Source organism: Rhizobium sp. AB2/73 (assembly GCF_020871915.1).
GTDB classification, from domain to species: domain Bacteria; phylum Pseudomonadota; class Alphaproteobacteria; order Rhizobiales; family Rhizobiaceae; genus Rhizobium; species Rhizobium dioscoreae.
In genome coordinates, this window is the sequence record NZ_CP067073.1 from 132106 (window position 1) to 147596 (window position 15491).

Below are 15491 nucleotides of genomic sequence, written 5' to 3' on the forward strand. Positions count from 1 at the left end.
AATCCGAACGAAGCGCCCGATCATAATTGTCCGGCGCGATATCGATCGGCGATGTTCCTGCAGGCGCGGATGGTCAGGGCCATCACGGTCAGCGTGGTGCCGGCAATGCCGCTGCCCGGAAAGGCGGAAGCATCCGTCACGAGCAAGTTGGGGATGTCCCAGCTCTGGTTATGGGCATTGAGCACAGAGTCCTTCCTCGATGTGCCCATGCGCGCGCCACCGGTTTCATGGATGGCGGCGCCCATGCACATGGTCTTGCGGAACCATCTGCGGAACATGAAGCGGCTGAACGGATCGGCCTCGGGAAAGGCTCCACGGCCCATCTCCCTAAAACCGGTGGGCGAGCCGATGAATTCCAGCTCGCCGCCGACGCCGCGCACCATGTCGATCAATACCTCTTCCTGCCGGTGCAGCAGGGCATGTTCCTCCTCGCCCATGACGCATCGGATATGTGGCACCGGGATTCCCCAGGCATCCTTGCGCCCTGCATCGAGCGTGATGCGATTGTCGGCATAGGGCAGCATGCGGCCAAAGCCGAAGAAGGCCAGTCGTGAAGGCTCGTCATCCGGTGTCGGTGCCCGACCGATGCTTCCCTGATAGTCGAAATCACCGCGGCCTGTGTCGCCCTCTCCAAAGCGCGGCACGAAGATGCCGCCGGATGGATTGTAGAAGGGATCGACAGGCGCGGAATCATCGGTCGCCCATCCTTTCGCCTTGGAGAAGGAGCCGAAGGCAAGGCATGGAAGCTGATCCATGAAATAGCGCCCGAGGGCGCCCGAGCTGTTGGCGAGCCCATGGGGGTGGCGAGCCGTGGCCGAATTGAGAAGCAGCCGCACGCTTTCAATCGGCGACGCCGAGAGCACGACGAGGGCAGCGCGAGCGGCTTCGACATTGCCGGTCGTGCGGTCGATGAACTCGGCACCCGTCGCCCGGCCGCCGGCATCGTCGGTGGTGATACGCCGCACGATGGCGTCATGGCGGATGGTCAGCCGTCCGGTCGCCAACGCCTCGCGCAGCGGCTTCGGCGTTCGTTCGGCATCGGGCGCGATATAGCGCCAGGAAACGACATGCCGCTTCGGCCAGCGTTCTTCGACTTCCGTCTTGAAGATTTCTTCGGCCGGCGTCAGCTTCGCCGGATGGGCGTAGACGCCGTCGGGCAATGTCTCCACGCCATCCTCGTTGCCATAGAGACCAAGGCTCGCTTCGACCTCGGCATAATAGGGCGCGAGCTCAGCATAGGAAACCGGCCAGTCGACGCCTTTGCCCGTCTTCGAGCGGATCTTGAAATCATCATCCGTCCAGCGCAGCAACACCCGGCCGAAGCTGTGCAGGCGGCCACCGCCCTGGCGGCCGCGTATCCACAGGAACGGTGCATCCTTGGGGGTCGTATAAGGGTTCTTGCGATCATTGACGAAGAAATGGCTGAAGCGCTCGGTAAAGAAGGCGGCGCGCGCCTGGATCGGCTGACCCTTCAGCGTGGCGCGGGCGCGCTCCCAGATATTGATGCTGCTGGCCGGCGCCTTCTTGCTGTTCGGATCGAAATCCTTCTGTGTCACCGCCGGTCCGGCCTCGAGCAGCAGCACCGATAGCCCTTGGGCAGTCAATTCCTTGGCGGCGAAGGAGCCAGCGGCGCCGGAGCCGATCACCAGCGCGTCATAGACAGTCTGAGACATGGATAATTTCCGTATGCTGTGGAAGTGGTCTTAGAGGCGGGCGCCGTCGGCGCCGAAGAGGGAGGCCTTGGCGATATCGAGTCCGGGCGTGATCGTCGCACCCGGCTGGAGCGCGGCATCTCCCATGACGCGGTAGGAGAGGCTTTGGCCGGCCCAGTCGAACCACAGCACGGTATCGGCGCCCATCGGCTCGACGACAGAGACAGTGCCCGGAAGGGTAGGCCAACCAACGTCCGCGCCATTCGGCGCGATATGCTCCGGCCGGATGCCAAGTGTGGCGGGACCTGCGTTGACGGCGCTGAGGAAGGGGTAGCCGGCGAGGGTGATGGCAAGTCCGTTGCTTTCGAAGACCGGCTCGTCCGCCTTCGAAATGATCTCGCCCTCGATGAAGTTCATCGCCGGCGCCCCTATGAAACCGGCGACGAAGAGATTGGCCGGGCGATGATAGATCTCGGAAGGGCTGGCGAGCTGCTGGATCACGCCGTCCTTCATGATGGCGATGCGATCGGCAAGGGTCAGCGCCTCGACCTGATCATGCGTGACATAGATCATCGTATTGCCGAGGCTCTGATGCAGCTTCTTGATCTCGACGCGCAACTCGTTGCGCAGCTTGGCGTCGAGATTGGATAGCGGTTCGTCGAACAGGAAAACATTGACCTCACGTACAAGGGCGCGGCCGATCGCGACGCGCTGGCGCTGGCCGCCCGATAATTCCGAGGGGCGGCGGTCGAGCAGCTTGTCGAGGTGGAGAAGCGAAGCCGTGCGGGCGATGCGCGCCTCGATCTCGGTCTTGGGAAGACCCGCCACGCGCAGGCCGAAGGAGAGATTTTTGCGCACCGACATGCGGGGATAGAGCGCATAGGATTGGAAGACCATGCCGATGCCGCGATCCTTCGGTTCGGCCCAGGTGACGTTCTTGTCCGATATCCAGATCTCGCCGTCGCTGATATCTTGCAGGCCGGCGATCGAGTTGAGCAGGGTGGACTTTCCGCAGCCGGAAGGTCCGAGCAGCACGACAAATTCGCGCGGAGCGATGTCGATCGACAGGTTGTCGATGACGGTGTGATCACCATAGGCGATCTTGAGATCCTTGACCGAGACGGCAGGCTGCATGGCGTTACCCCTTGACGGCGCCGGCGGCGACACCACGTAGGAACCAGCGGCCGGAGAAGAAATAGATGGCGAGCGGGACGACGGCGGTCAGAATGGTGGCCGCCATGTTCACATTGTAGGCGCGCTCGCCCATGGTGGTGTTGACGATGTTGTTGAGCTGCACTGTCATCGGCAGGTTGTCGCGTCCGGCGAAGACCAGGCCGATCAGGAAGTCGTTCCAGATTCCGGTGAACTGGAAGATCGAGGCGACGACGATCATCGGCACCGACATGGGCAGCATGATCTCGAGGAAGATTCGCCAGAAGCCGGCGCCGTCGACGCGAGCCGCCTTACAGAGTTCCTCGGGAATGGCGACGAAATAGTTGCGAAACAGCAGCGTCACCAGCGGCAGGCCGAAGATCACGTGAACGAGGACCACGCCCGCCACCGAGTTATAAAGGCTGAGATTGGCGAGCAGCCGGACCAGCGGATAGAGGAAGATCTGGTAGGGGATAAGGCCTCCGGCCATCAGAAGCCCGAACAGCAGGTTCGAGCCTCTCGGCCGCCAGAAGGAGAGGGCATAACCGTTGATCGCGCCGATGAAGACGGAAATCGCGACTGCCGGCACCGTGATCCTGACCGAATTCCAGAAGCCGATGCGCACACCCAGGCATTGCGTGCCCATGCAGGCGCCCGACCAGGCGGTTTTCCAGGCGTTGAAGTCGATGATATCAGGCAAGGCGAAGATGCGGCCTTGGCGGATTTCTTCCATCGTCTTCAGCGAGGTGATGAGCATCGTATAAAGCGGCAGCAGGAAGAAGAGCGCGGACAGAATGAGGAAGGCATAGAGCCCGATCTGACCAGCCGTGAGCCTAGACGGCTTGGGACCGCGGGGATGAGGGGCCGCCATCAATGTGCTCCTCTTCTTCTGGCGCGCATGTGGAGCGCGTAGCGAAACGGTGCGACGGCCATGACGACCGAAAGCACGAGCACGGTGGCGCCGGCGCTCGCAAGGCCGAGGTTCTGGCGCTCGAACAGATTGTCCATGATGAATTTTGCCGGCACCTCGGTCGAATAGCCGGGACCGCCGCCGGTCTGCGCGACGATGAGGTCATAGGTTTTGATCACGCCCATGGAGAGCAGCATGCCCGATGCGGCAAGCGCCGGCCCGAGTTGCGGCAGGATGATCGAGGTATAGATGCGCCAGACCGGAATCCCGTCGATCTGGGCTGCTTTCCACTGCTCCTCGCCGATCCCGCGCATGCCCGACAGGGCGATAACCATAACGAGACCCGCGCCCTGCCAGACACCGGCGAAGACGACAGTGTAGATCGCCATGTCGCGATTGACGATCCAGTCGAAGACGAAGCTCTGCCAGCCAAGCGCCCTGACGGTCGCCTGAATGCCGAAGGTCGGGTTCAGCATCCACTGCCAGATGAGGCCGGTAACCACGAAGGACATGGCATAGGGGTAAAGGAATATAGTGCGAAACAGGCTTTCGAAGCGAACCTTGCGATCGAGCGCCGCGGCGAGCACGAAGCCGAGAGCAAGGCAGCCGGCGACGTAGAGAAGGCCGAAGATCAGCACATTTTCCAGGGACGCGAGCCATCGCGATGTCCGGAACAGCTTGGCATATTGGGCAAAGCCGACATAGTTGGACGAGGGGAAAATGGTCGAATCCGTGAAGGACAGGCGTACCGACCAGACCATGGTGCCGATATAGACGACGATCGCGGCAATCCATGTCGGCAGCAGGGCAAAGGTCGCAGCAAGGGGACGTCTGCGCTTGGTTTGCATAGGCAAACTTTCTCGAAAGGATGGGCGGAGCCGGTCGACCGGAATTGGAGGATCGGCTCGCTGGAAGACTATTCGAAGATCGCGAAGAACTTCTCCGCACCTGAGGCGCTGTCCTCGGACGGATTGGTCCAGAACTCGTCGACGAAGTCGTTGAGAGCGCCGGCCTGCTGCGGCGAAAGGATCAGCGCCTGATCCGGCACGATCTTGCCGGCGCTCATCAACTCGAGGCCCTTTTGCGCACAAGTATCGAGCTTGGATTTGTCGACGTCGGTGCGCATCGGCACCGAGCCCTTCTTCAGCGAGAATTCGACCTGCACGGCCGGATCCATGGCGACCTCCGCAAGCAGGGTCTGACCCTTTTGCGCGGACGCATCGGCGATCTTCGGAAAGGAGAAGGAATCGGCGACATAGACCGTGCCTGGCGATTGCGGTGCGAGCATGCAGCCATAATCATTGCCTAGTTTCTTGCCGGCCGCAACGAATTCGCCCTTGGCCCAATCGCCCATGAATTGCACGCCGGCCTTGCCGGTGATGACCATGGCGGTCGCGTCGTTCCAGTTGCGGCCCGCGGCACCCTCGTCGACATAGGCGCGAAGCTTGCCGAGAATATCCAGCGTCTTCTTCACGCCCGCTGTCGATGCATCGCCCTTGTCCTTGTCGACATAGATCTTGAGGAAGCCGTCGATGCCGACCTGCGTCAGCAGGATCATGTTGAAGACCTTGGCCTCCTGCCAGGATTGGCCGCCCCAGGCGACCGGCTGAATGCCGGCGGCCTTGAGCTTATCGAGTGCCGAGAAGAATTCGTCCCAGCTCTTCGGCTCCTCGGCGACGCCAGCCTTGGCGAAGGCATCCTTGGAATAGAATACCCAGCTCTCGCCATGGGCGCCGGTCGGGGAGAGGTAGACCTTGCCGTTATAGGTGATGAGGTCGTAGATCGATTTCGGCAGCACATCGGCCCATTTGCCGGCTTTCGCCAGATCGTCGATCGGGTTCATAAGTCCTTGATTGACGAAATCGGCATTGGCAAGGCCGAGCACGGCCTGCTTTGCGGTCGGTGGGTCGCCGGCGACCAGACGGTTCTGGAAAGCGGCATCGGCCGCGCCGAAACCGGCAATGGAAGAGTCTTTCCAGGTACCGCCGCGCTTTTCGAACTCCTGTTTGACGACGTTAAGGGCGGCGGCTTCGCTGCCTGATGTCCAGGAGGTCATTACCTCAGCCTGCGGCTTGTCTTCCGCATGGGCAGGGATGGAGGCCGCAAAAAGCACGGCTCCCATCAATAGCATTTTCACTATGTCTTTCATCGTTCCACCTCTTCAGGAAAGCCCTCTTGGCGGGGCTATTCGTTTTCGGATCGTTGGTATCAGCGATAAATTGGCAAGAGCGCCTGTCTGACGAGCGTCAGCCCGTTGGCGATATCGCCGACCGGATCGGGCGCCGCGTCCAGCTCGAGTATCGCCCAGCCTTCATAGCCGCGGTCGCGCAGCAGCCTGGCCCAGCCAGGCCAATCGACGCGGCCAAGGCCGAAGCCGCAGAAATAGGGGCGATGGCGATCATGGATATGTTCGTCGATCACGGTATCGGCGGGCATCGGGCCAAGCGCATCCTTCCAATGGGCGATGATGACGCGCTCATGGTGACGATCGACAAGCTGCAGCGGATCGGAGCCGGCAACGATGATATGCGCCGTATCCGGGCACATATGCACGTAGGCAGGATCGGTCAGCAGCATCAGCAGATCGACATCGCGCGCTGCCGCGAAAATCGAATGCGCCTCGGTGTGGAGCGCGAGCCGCACACCCTTGGTGTAAAGAGCGGCGCCGAGGCGATTGAGGAAATCGGCAATCTTGCGCGCCTGCTCGAAATCGAAGAACCGCACCGGCTGAGCGCCGAGCGTCTGGCGAAGCGGCGCGCCGATGACCATGACATCGCTGCCGCACGCCTTGAGGAATTCGGCATATTTTTCTGCCTTGTCGATGATGGCCGCCTGGGCGGATGCCTCGGTAAAATCACCGGCGGCTTCGAGTTCCGCGAAGAAGCCGCTCGCAAGCGTGAGCCCACGCCTGGAAAGCTCGGCGGCGAAGTTCTCGACCGAACCATAGGTCTTCGTCGCGTCCTGCCAGTTGAAGGGCGAGAAGGTCAGCTCCACGCCGGTGACGCCCGAGGCTTGCACGGCATCCAGTATCTTGTCCCAGAAGGCGCGCGGTTCATTGCACGATAGCGCGATGATGCCGTCATAATCCTCTACGCCCCAAAATCCGGGGTGGAAAAAGGTGACGAGATCGACACCAAAACGCAGCCGTTCCGTAGAGGTCATGAGATTATCCGTTCCTAAGACATGGAAGATCGCTCGCGGAACCACGGTCCACGGCCCATAATCCATAATGATTTCAATGCACTGTAAGTGGCAAACGTTTGCCGTGCCTAGATAGTAGACAAGTCGTTTTTATATGCAAGTGATTTTTGGCAAACGTTTGCTAAACGGTTGGGATTGCCGTAGCATCCCGCGCAACAGGCATTGGGAAGGACGCCAAAAAGTGAAGAATAACAAGAATCTGCCGGCAGAAGAGCATTCCGGCCCTTTGATGGCCGACGTCGCTCGGCTGGCAGGCGTCGCGATCTCGACGGTGAGCCGGGCGCTTGCCAATCCCGGCCGCGTGAACGAAAAGACGCGTGCCAAGATCGATGCCGCCGCCAAGCAGCTCGGCTATACGCCCAATGCCATGGCGAGGGGGCTCCGTGTCGGCAAGTCCAACGTCGTCATGATCATTCTGCCGGGCTCGCTTTATTACGGTGTCTCGCAGGTCATTCCCCTGGTCCTGCAGGGGATAAACCGATCGTTGAGCCAGAACGGCTATCACCTGATGATTGCCAACCTCGATCGCGACGAGGCTTCCGAGCGCCATATCCTCGATCTGGCTTTCGGCGGCACGGTCCGTGGCGCCATCATTCTCTCCTCGGATCTACCGGTCCACGGTGGTCGGTCACTGAAGGATTCGGCCCTGCCGATCGTCTCGCTCTTGTTCGATATGAGCCACGCGGCCCTGCCGAGCGTCGTGACCAATGATCGGCAGGCCGTTCGCGAGGCCACGGCCGAATTGCTTGCTCTTGGCCACCGCCGTTTCCTTTATCTTGCCGGCCCTGAGGGCAATTATCACGACAATGAACGCTATCGGGGCGCCGTTGAAGCGCTTGCCGCCGCGGGTCTGCCGGAGACCGCGATCGTCAGGTCCGGCGGCAGCCTCGACTATCAGCATGGTTTCCAGATCGGCGTCGCCGCGGCGGCGGAATTTGCCGATCTCATCTTGAAGCCGACGGCCGTCATTGCCACGAGCGACGACATGGCGATTTCCTTCATGAGTTGCGTTCAACGCATGGGCTGGAAAATTCCGACAGATCTTTCCATCGTATCCTTCGACGGCGCTCCGGTCTGCGAATATTCGATGCCGCCATTATCGACCATCGAACAGCCGGTGGAGGAAATGGGTCAGATGGCCGTGAGCTTGCTGATGGAGCGGATCGACGCGCCGGATAAGGCAACGGCCCTGCGTCATGTCATCGAAAGCAAGCTCATTCGGCGCGAGAGCTTTGGTCCGGCGCCGTCAAATGGTTAGGAACGGCATTGCATCGCTATCATCGGCGCCTCCATCCCGTCCGAGCGACGAACGGAACAGTCTCGGCGTCGTTCCGGTCCGCCGTTTGAAGATGTCGTAGAACCGGCTGCTGGACCCGAAGCCGCAGTCATAGGCGACCTGAAGGATCGGGCTGTTGGTTTCTGCGAGCTGCTGCATCGCCCGGGCGAGGCGATAGCGCGTCAGATATTCGTTGACCGAGATGCCCAATACGCTGCGGAATAGCTTGTTGGCCGTGCTGGGATGGATGCCGGCGAGCCCCGCCAGCATCGGCAGGCTTACCGGTTCGCAATAACGGGTATGAATAAGGTCCGTCAATGTTTCGGTGCGCTGCACGGCGATGCTGACGGCCGGTACCGAGCGCCGTCGGGCGTAGTCATGGTTGTCGTCGGGAGCATCGAGAACGAAACGCCGTATTCTGAGCTTGACCTCGTCGAGGATCAGCCGACGCCGAGCCATGTCGCCATGCTCCCAATCGGCCACCCATTGCGCCAGGAGCATCGCGTCGGCGGGGTAGGGGCGGCTGTCGGCCGAAAACCGTCCCTGCATGATCGACTGCCGCACGCTACGCTCGATCGGCAGACTCAGGAAATCGACGAGCGGAAGATAGATGCAGATGAGTGGCGCACCAGGGGTGACTGCAATCGTCCTGTGGGGAATGGCGGCCCAGAAAAGCACCAGTCGCCCCGCTTCGACCTGCTCCTGCCTCCCATTGAAGATATAGGTCATCTGCCCTTCCATGAGGAAGTTCAGCTCGACATGGTCGTGCCAATGCGCAGCGCTCATGGCATCGGCGATGTGCCGCTCGATCAGAAAGCCGCCGGCGGATGTGATGAGAGCTTCGCGCTCGAGGGAATGGCTGGGTTTCGGCATGGGATCTATCTGGTGGCGCGAATCCGGGAATAATTTCATTGATAGCAGGAGGAAATTCCGAATTGAAAGAGGCATTGAGGCTCAAAGCTATTCCAAGCGGAGATCCCTTCATGCCAAAGATCTGCCTGATCGGTGCCGGCAGCACCGTCTTTGCCCAGAATATTCTGGGCGACGTCCTTTCCAGTCAGAGGGGTGGCGATTACGTCATCAGCCTCTTCGACATCGATCCGGAGCGCCTGAAAACATCCGAAATCGTTGCCCGCCGGCTCTGCGAGGCGCTTCATCTCGACAAGGTGCGCGTCGAGGCGTCGCTTGATCGCCGGCAAGCGCTGAGAGGCTCGGATTTCGTCATCCTGATGATGCAGGTCGGCGGCTATAAGCCGGCCACGGTGACTGACTTCGAGATCCCGAAACGGCATGGTCTCCGGCAGACCATAGCCGATACGCTCGGGATCGGTGGTATTTTCCGCGGGCTTCGCACCATTCCTGTTCTCGAAGAAATCTGCCGTGACATGGAAGACATGTGCCCCGAGGCCCTGCTGATGCAATACGTCAACCCGATGGCGATCAATTGCTGGGCGATCAAGGAGATCGCGCCCCACATCCGCACCGTCGGGCTTTGCCACAGCGTGCAGCACACGGCCGCCCATCTTGCCGATTGCCTCGGCGAGAATGTCGCCGATATCAACTATCTCTCGGCCGGCATCAACCATGTCGCCTTCTTTCTCAAATATGAAAAGCTGCACGCCGACGGCAGTCGCGAGGACCTCTACCCGCGTCTGCGCGCTCTGGCCGAAGAAGGACGCATTCCCGCTGACGATCGGGTGCGTTTCGACGTTTTGAAAAGGCTTGGCCACTTCGTCACGGAATCGAGCGAGCATTTCTCGGAATATACATCCTGGTACATCAAGGAAGGCCGTAGCGATCTGATAGAGCGGCTCAACATTCCCCTGGATGAATATATCCGCCGTTGCGAGGTCCAGATCGCCGAGTGGCACGAGTTGCGTCGAGACCTTGAAGGCGGCAAGCCGATCGATGTCTGCCGGAGCAACGAATACGCGGCCGGCATCATTCATGCGGCAGTCACCGGGCAGCCCGCGCTGATCTACGGAAATGTCCCGAACAATGGACTGATCCAAAACCTGCCCGACGCGTGCATCGTCGAAGTTCCATGCCATGTCGATCACAACGGCGTCCAGCCGATGCGCATCGGGCGGATACCTTCGCAGCTCGCAGCCGTCATGCGTTTAAGCGTTTCCGTGCAGGAGCTGACGGTCGAGGCGGCACTGACGAAGAAACGGGATCGCATCTATCAGGCGGCCCTACTTGATCCGCACACCTCGGCGGAACTGTCCCCCGATCAAATATGGACGCTTGTCGATGATATGATTGAGCAGCACGGCAGTCTTTTGCCCGCCTATCACTAGCCCACCACGTCTTCAGCGACGGTAATTCCCAAGCGCGGTCTCCTCAGCAGAGGAGGCCGCGCGTTCGCATTTTTTGGTTTGAGGTGATCTCAAGACTAAATCAAAAAAGATCAAAATTCTGATTGACATTGATCTTATTGGGTGGAAGTTTGAGCGAAATAGAAGCAATTGCGAAAGAGGAACCTTCGTTGAGCCAGGCCGGGGGAGTGAAAGTCGATCGTCTCGATGCTATTCGCAGTCATCTCTATGCGAACGGATTTTCGACCATCCAGGCGCTCGCGGACGCCATCGGCGCCTCACTGGCAACGGTGCGCAGGGACCTGCAGGTGCTCGAACGGGAAGGCGCCATCGACCGGGTACATGGCGGCGCTCGCATCGCCGAGGGCTCCTCGGTGGAGCTTGCCTTTCAGGAGCGAGCCAAGCGGCATCTGTCGGCCAAACGTGCAATTGCAACAGCTGCCTACGATTTGCTGAGCCCGCGCACGGCGATCTTTCTCGATGCTGGAACCACCGTCTTGCAGCTCGCGCGTCTTATCCGCCTCAACCCGATCCCACTTCGCATCTTCACCAATGGCCTGACGGTGGCGCAGGAATTCCTTAATATTCCCAATCTGGACGTCGTCTTGCTCGGTGGCCAGCTTCGCAGCGAAAACGCTTCGCTCGTCGGGCCGCAGGCCGAAGCGATGCTCGAGAGCATCTGGTTCGATCAGCTCTTCCTCGGCGCGAGCGCCATCAGCCCGGATGGCGCGATCTATAGTGTCGACAGCGCCGAAGCGAGCCTCAATAAATGCATGCTCAGCCGCTCCGCGAACCGTTTCGTGCTCGCCGATTCCTCCAAATTCGGCACGATGGCGACCTATAAGGTCGCTCCCCTGAGTGCCGCCAAGGTGATAACCGATGCGGGTCTTTCCGCCCATTGGCGCGGCGAACTCGTCAACCTCGGCGTCGAGATGACAATCGCGGATCTCGGAGCGCCGGAATGAACGACGAGCTGATCCTCGGCATCGATGGCGGCGGCAGCAAGGTGCTGGCCGCGCTTGTTGATAGAGCCGGCAACGTACTCCAGATGACGCGGAGCGGCGGCGTCAATCCGATGGACAATCCGAACTGGCGGCGCGAACTGGATCTTGCCCTGCACCCCTTCCTGGAGCGGGAGCAGCCGGCCGCCGTCGCCGCCGCGCTGCCGGCCTATGGTGAGGTCGCCCACCTGTCGGAACGGCAGCGCGAGGCTATCGAGACCAGCTTCCCCAAGGCCAAGCGGCATGTTCTCAACGATGTCGATGCGGCTCATCTCGGCGCCTTCGCCGGAAAGCCTGGTATTCTGATCCTGTCCGGAACGGGTTCGATGGCCTGGGCACGCAACAGCGCTGGTGCATCTGCGCGCGTCGGCGGATGGGGCGATGTCATCGGCGACGAGGGCAGCAGCTATTGGATCGGGCGGGCAGCTCTCAGCCTCGTCAGCCAGAGCCTCGACGGGCGGGCACGTCCGACCGCGTTGGCGAAGGCCATGTTCGAATTCCTGAACCTCGACAGCATCGACCCGGTCAATGCGCTGGGAGGATGGGTGAGCGAACTGGAAAACCCTCGCGCCGCGATCGCAGCCCTTTCTGTTCTTGTCGATCGCGTTGCGCGCGCTGGTGACGCAGCAGCCAAGCGACTCATCGAACAGGCCTCCTCCGAACTGGCAAAGCATGTCGACGCCATAGCGCCGCATTGCGATCCGTCGGCAGATTGGACCCATGCCGGAGGAACATTTGCAAGCCGCGCCCTGCTAGCCGCGCTCGAGCGGCGCATCGGTCGCCCGGCCGTGAGCCCGAAGCTTCCTCCCATCGGCGGCGCCCTCCTGGCGGCCGCCCGACTCCTCGACTGGCCGGTGGATGACGGCTGGATCACGCAAATCGCCGCAACGGTAAAGACCGCAGCGGTGCATTCAGGTGAAGCAGACCTCAATAACAAGGAAAGAAGGGAACATGCGTAAATTTACTTTGCCATTCGTCGCTCTGGCGGCGCTCGTTGCCGCCGTTCCGGCTTTCGCTCAGGATGCGAAACCGCTTGCCGGTCAATCGATCACGGTGCTTATGCCTTCGCCGCAGGCGCCGAACATTCCCGGCGACTTCGAAGCCGAAACCGGCATCCACGTCAACATGCAAACCTTATCTTGGGACGATATCCGTCCCAAGCTCGTCACCTCGCTGATCGCGGGAACAGCGCCGGCCGATGTCACCGAATTCGATTGGTCATGGACCGGCCAGTTCAGCGCCGCGGACTGGTATCTGCCGCTCAACGACGTGATCGACGCCGATACGGTCAAGGATATCGGTGTCTCCAAGATCTTCACGGTCAACGGCAATCTGCTCGGCGTGCCCTATACCAACGACTTCCGCGTCATGCTGATCAACAAGAAGCATTTCGCCGATGCGGGCATCACGACAATGCCGAAGACGCTCGACGAACTTGTCGCAGCGGCCAAGCAGATCAAGGAAAAGAAGATCGCAACCTATCCGATCGGCCTGCCGCTTTCGGCGACCGAAGGCGCGTCCACGAGCTGGTATCTGCTGACGAAAGCCTTCGGCGGCGAACTGTTCGACAAGGATTTCAAGCCGCTTTTCGTCTCGAAGGATTCGGCCGGCTACAAGGCACTCGCCTTCGAGCTGATGCTGCTGAAGGAGGGGCTCGTCGATCCCGCCTCCACCGGCCTCAAGGACAGCCAGATCAATGAGAGCATGTTTGCCCAGGGCGTCACGAGCATCATGATCTCGGGCGAGCCGGGCAGGATCGGTCAGATGAACGATCCCAAGCAGTCGAAAGTGGCCGGCCAGATCGAGGCGATTCTGGTGCCGACCGCAAGCGGCGAGACCCGCAGCTTCGGTCTTCCCGAAGCACTCGCCATCCCTCGCGTTTCGCAGAACAGGGAAGCCGCCATCGCCTTCGTCAAATGGTTCACCAGCAAGGAGTTCCAGAAGAAGAACGCGGCCAACGGCGCATTACCGACCCGCACCTCGGCATTGTCCGAGCTCAATTCCGCCGGCCAGTTGTTGAGCGGTGATACGCTGGTCGCGCAGTCGAAGACCGTCGAGCCGCTGTTCCCGCAGGGTACGCCCCCTTGGTATCCGGAATTCTCCAGCGCGGTAAATACGGCCATCAATAGCGCGGCGAAGGGCCAGGTCACCGTCGATCAGGCGATGCAGAACATCGCCGAAGCGGCAAAGCAGGCATCGGCGCAATGACAATCGCAGTCTCCGCCAATGGCGGGAGCAGGCGTGGTGCTGGCGTCAAGGCCGACACCATGCTGGCTATCCTGCTTGTCTCGCCGATCCTGATCACGATGGCGGCCCTTGTTTTCTACCCGATCGGAAGAACGGTGTGGGACAGCCTGCACAGGGTCAATCCGATGCAGGCGGGAACGCCTTTCGTCGGGCTGGAGAACTACACCCGCATGTTCTCCGACGCGGCGCTTGGTACGACATGGATCAACACATTTCTCTATGTCGTGCTTGCGGTCATCGCCGAGACGGTGTTCGGCGTGCTTGCCGCCGCTCTCATCAATCAGGTCAAGGTTGGCCGGCAATGGCTGCTCGCGGCAGTCGTCCTGCCCTGGGCGTTGCCCGGTGTCGTCAACGCGGTGATCTGGCTCTGGATCTATCAGCCCGGCGCGGGATTGCTGAACGGCATTCTATCGGCCGTGGGGTTGCCATTTGAAAACCACGTCTGGTTCAACGATCGCACCAGCGCCATCATCGCCGTCACGGTGGTTCATGTCTGGCGCATGATGCCGTTGACCGTCGTCATCGTGCTGGCCGCCATGCAGAGCATACCCGCTCATCTCTATGAAGCCGCGCGCATCGATGGTGCCACGCGCACGCAGATGTTCGCCCTTGTTACGCTTCCGCTGGTGCGCAGCGCCATTGCCGTTGCCATGACCAACGCGACCGTCAATGCATTCAACCTCTTCGATGAGGCCTGGGTCTTGGCGGGTTCCAGCCTCGAGACGCGACCGGTTCTTGTCCAGATCTATCTCGAGACCTTCCAGAACCTGCGTTTTTCTTACGGCATGGCCTTGTCTCTCGTGATCACGTTGGTCTCGCTGCTGGTTTCGCTCGTCTATGTCCTGCGGGTCTATCGCAACACCAGGTTTGATTGATGAAACAGAGCCTTTCCTATCGTTTGCTGATCTGGGCCGGTGTCGCGGTTCTCCTGATCTGGTCGCTCGGGCCGATCTACTGGACGCTTGCAAGCTCCATCACTCCGACCGAGGACTTTTCGGCTAGACCGATCCATTTCTTTCCGCAGCATTTCACGCTGGACCATTTCTCGCGCCTCTTCGGCATCGATATTGCCAGGATCGGCGGAGTCCAGGTCTGGTCGCAGTTTCGCGCGGCACTGATCAACAGCATCGTCACCTCGGTGGCCGCGACGCTTCTTTGCGTGGCGATATCGGCACTCGGCGCCTATGCCTTCACGCGGATCCAGTTTCCCGGCCGGGGCTTTCTGTTTGCCGCCGTCGTCGCGACGCTCGCAATCCCCGGTTATGCGGTGCTCATTCCGCTTTATCGGATCATGATCGGCCTGCATCTGGTCGATACCTATGTGGGCGTGGCGTTGATCTATGTCTCGGCTTACCTGCCGCTGTCGCTCTGGCTCTTGCGCAGCGTCTTCGAGGCATTGCCGATCGCGCTTGAGGAGGCGGCACAGCTCGATGGCGCCGGCAGGCTCTACATCTTCTTCAACATCGTCCTGCCGCTTGCCGGTCCCGGCCTGACGGCGGCGGCAATTCTAACCTTTCTTGGCGCATGGGGGCAGTATCTCGTCCCGCTCATCTTCTCGCCGCAGGCGACGAAGCCCCTGACGGTGCTGATCCCCGAATTCGTCACCAAGAACTTCATCGACTATGGGCTGATCACGGCAAGCGGATCGATTGCCATCATCATTCCCGCCTTGGTCGTCATCTTTCTCAATCGATACCTCGTCAGCGGTCTGCTGGCCGGATCGGTCAAGTAAAT

14 protein-coding genes are annotated in these 15491 nt (G+C 60.6%); 7 read left to right on the forward strand and 7 right to left on the reverse strand.

The annotated features are described in order from the left end of the window. Nucleotides 1-20: 20 nt before the first annotated feature. From I8E17_RS26505 to I8E17_RS26530, 6 genes are all read right to left on the reverse strand, one after another. Nucleotides 21-1673 (reverse strand): GMC family oxidoreductase, encoded by a 1653-nt coding sequence (locus I8E17_RS26505; protein WP_069614092.1) that lies wholly within the window; start codon nt 1671-1673, stop codon nt 21-23. A 30-nt stretch (nt 1674-1703) separates the two neighbouring features. After that, nucleotides 1704-2786: a sn-glycerol-3-phosphate ABC transporter ATP-binding protein UgpC gene (gene ugpC, locus I8E17_RS26510; RefSeq protein ID WP_069614093.1), complete on the reverse strand. Its 1083-nt coding sequence runs from the start codon at nt 2784-2786 to the stop codon at nt 1704-1706. 4 nt (nt 2787-2790) lie between these two features. Continuing rightward, a complete protein-coding gene (locus I8E17_RS26515; RefSeq protein ID WP_069614094.1) occupies nt 2791-3675 on the reverse strand; it encodes a carbohydrate ABC transporter permease in 885 nt (294 codons plus the stop codon). Continuing rightward, entirely contained in the window at nt 3675-4562 is an 888-nt protein-coding gene (locus I8E17_RS26520) for a sugar ABC transporter permease (protein ID WP_069614095.1), read from the reverse strand. The genes I8E17_RS26515 and I8E17_RS26520 overlap by 1 nt, the downstream gene beginning before the upstream one ends. A gap of 68 nt (nt 4563-4630) precedes the next feature. Next, a complete protein-coding gene (locus I8E17_RS26525; RefSeq protein WP_069614096.1) occupies nt 4631-5863 on the reverse strand; it encodes an ABC transporter substrate-binding protein in 1233 nt (410 codons plus the stop codon). A 59-nt stretch (nt 5864-5922) separates the two neighbouring features. Further along, on the reverse strand, nt 5923-6876 hold the full coding sequence (locus I8E17_RS26530) for a sugar phosphate isomerase/epimerase (RefSeq protein ID WP_069614412.1): 954 nt from the start codon (nt 6874-6876) through the stop codon (nt 5923-5925). Nucleotides 6877-7096: 220 nt separating this feature from the next. Between I8E17_RS26530 and I8E17_RS26535 the strand changes: the two genes are divergently transcribed. Next, nucleotides 7097-8173 carry a LacI family DNA-binding transcriptional regulator gene (locus I8E17_RS26535; RefSeq protein ID WP_113366164.1) on the forward strand — a complete coding sequence of 359 codons (1077 nt, stop codon included), beginning with the start codon at nt 7097-7099 and terminating at the stop codon, nt 8171-8173. Here the strand turns inward: I8E17_RS26535 and I8E17_RS26540 are convergent. Then, on the reverse strand, nt 8162-9064 hold the full coding sequence (locus I8E17_RS26540) for a helix-turn-helix domain-containing protein (protein ID WP_113366163.1): 903 nt from the start codon (nt 9062-9064) through the stop codon (nt 8162-8164). The genes I8E17_RS26535 and I8E17_RS26540 overlap by 12 nt on opposite strands. Nucleotides 9065-9174: 110 nt before the next feature. Here I8E17_RS26540 and I8E17_RS26545 point away from each other — a divergent pair, with 110 nt between their 5' ends. The 6 genes from I8E17_RS26545 (at nt 9175) to I8E17_RS26570 (ending at nt 15489) form a co-directional block, all read left to right on the forward strand. Then, nucleotides 9175-10491 carry an alpha-glucosidase/alpha-galactosidase gene (locus I8E17_RS26545; protein ID WP_069614098.1) on the forward strand — a complete coding sequence of 439 codons (1317 nt, stop codon included), beginning with the start codon at nt 9175-9177 and terminating at the stop codon, nt 10489-10491. 188 nt (nt 10492-10679) lie between these two features. Beyond that, nucleotides 10680-11474, forward strand: coding sequence for a DeoR/GlpR family DNA-binding transcription regulator (locus I8E17_RS26550; RefSeq protein ID WP_112721648.1), 795 nt, complete (start codon nt 10680-10682; stop codon nt 11472-11474). Further along, a complete protein-coding gene (locus I8E17_RS26555; RefSeq protein ID WP_069614100.1) occupies nt 11471-12469 on the forward strand; it encodes a BadF/BadG/BcrA/BcrD ATPase family protein in 999 nt (332 codons plus the stop codon). Before I8E17_RS26550 ends, I8E17_RS26555 begins: the two co-directional genes overlap by 4 nt. Further along, nucleotides 12462-13718, forward strand: a complete 1257-nt coding sequence (locus tag I8E17_RS26560; RefSeq protein WP_069614101.1) for a sugar ABC transporter substrate-binding protein — start codon at nt 12462-12464, stop codon at nt 13716-13718. Before I8E17_RS26555 ends, I8E17_RS26560 begins: the two co-directional genes overlap by 8 nt. A 59-nt stretch (nt 13719-13777) precedes the next feature. Further along, the gene (locus I8E17_RS26565; protein ID WP_229002272.1) at nt 13778-14632 is read left to right on the forward strand and encodes a sugar ABC transporter permease; all 855 of its coding nucleotides are present in this window, start codon (nt 13778-13780) and stop codon (nt 14630-14632) included. Continuing rightward, the gene (locus I8E17_RS26570) at nt 14632-15489 is read left to right on the forward strand and encodes a carbohydrate ABC transporter permease (protein ID WP_069614103.1); all 858 of its coding nucleotides are present in this window, start codon (nt 14632-14634) and stop codon (nt 15487-15489) included. The genes I8E17_RS26565 and I8E17_RS26570 overlap by 1 nt, the downstream gene beginning before the upstream one ends. Nucleotides 15490-15491 lie beyond the last annotated feature (2 nt).

Excerpts from the sequence above, each read along its gene's own strand:
- I8E17_RS26565 (WP_229002272.1), top strand. The coding sequence starts at position 13,778 with ATGCTGGCTATCCTGCTTGTCTCGCCGATCCTGATCACGATGGCGGCC.
- I8E17_RS26555 (WP_069614100.1), top strand. The coding sequence starts at position 11,471 with ATGAACGACGAGCTGATCCTCGGCATCGATGGCGGCGGCAGCAAGGTG.
- I8E17_RS26560 (WP_069614101.1), top strand. The coding sequence starts at position 12,462 with ATGCGTAAATTTACTTTGCCATTCGTCGCTCTGGCGGCGCTCGTTGCC.
- I8E17_RS26545 (WP_069614098.1), top strand. The coding sequence starts at position 9,175 with ATGCCAAAGATCTGCCTGATCGGTGCCGGCAGCACCGTCTTTGCCCAG.
- I8E17_RS26520 (WP_069614095.1), bottom strand. The coding sequence starts at position 4,562 with ATGCAAACCAAGCGCAGACGTCCCCTTGCTGCGACCTTTGCCCTGCTG.
- I8E17_RS26530 (WP_069614412.1), bottom strand. The coding sequence starts at position 6,876 with ATGACCTCTACGGAACGGCTGCGTTTTGGTGTCGATCTCGTCACCTTT.
- I8E17_RS26515 (WP_069614094.1), bottom strand. The coding sequence starts at position 3,675 with ATGGCGGCCCCTCATCCCCGCGGTCCCAAGCCGTCTAGGCTCACGGCT.
- I8E17_RS26525 (WP_069614096.1), bottom strand. The coding sequence starts at position 5,863 with ATGAAAGACATAGTGAAAATGCTATTGATGGGAGCCGTGCTTTTTGCG.
- ugpC (WP_069614093.1), bottom strand. The coding sequence starts at position 2,786 with ATGCAGCCTGCCGTCTCGGTCAAGGATCTCAAGATCGCCTATGGTGAT.
- I8E17_RS26570 (WP_069614103.1), top strand. The coding sequence starts at position 14,632 with ATGAAACAGAGCCTTTCCTATCGTTTGCTGATCTGGGCCGGTGTCGCG.
- I8E17_RS26540 (WP_113366163.1), bottom strand. The coding sequence starts at position 9,064 with ATGCCGAAACCCAGCCATTCCCTCGAGCGCGAAGCTCTCATCACATCC.
- I8E17_RS26505 (WP_069614092.1), bottom strand. The coding sequence starts at position 1,673 with ATGTCTCAGACTGTCTATGACGCGCTGGTGATCGGCTCCGGCGCCGCT.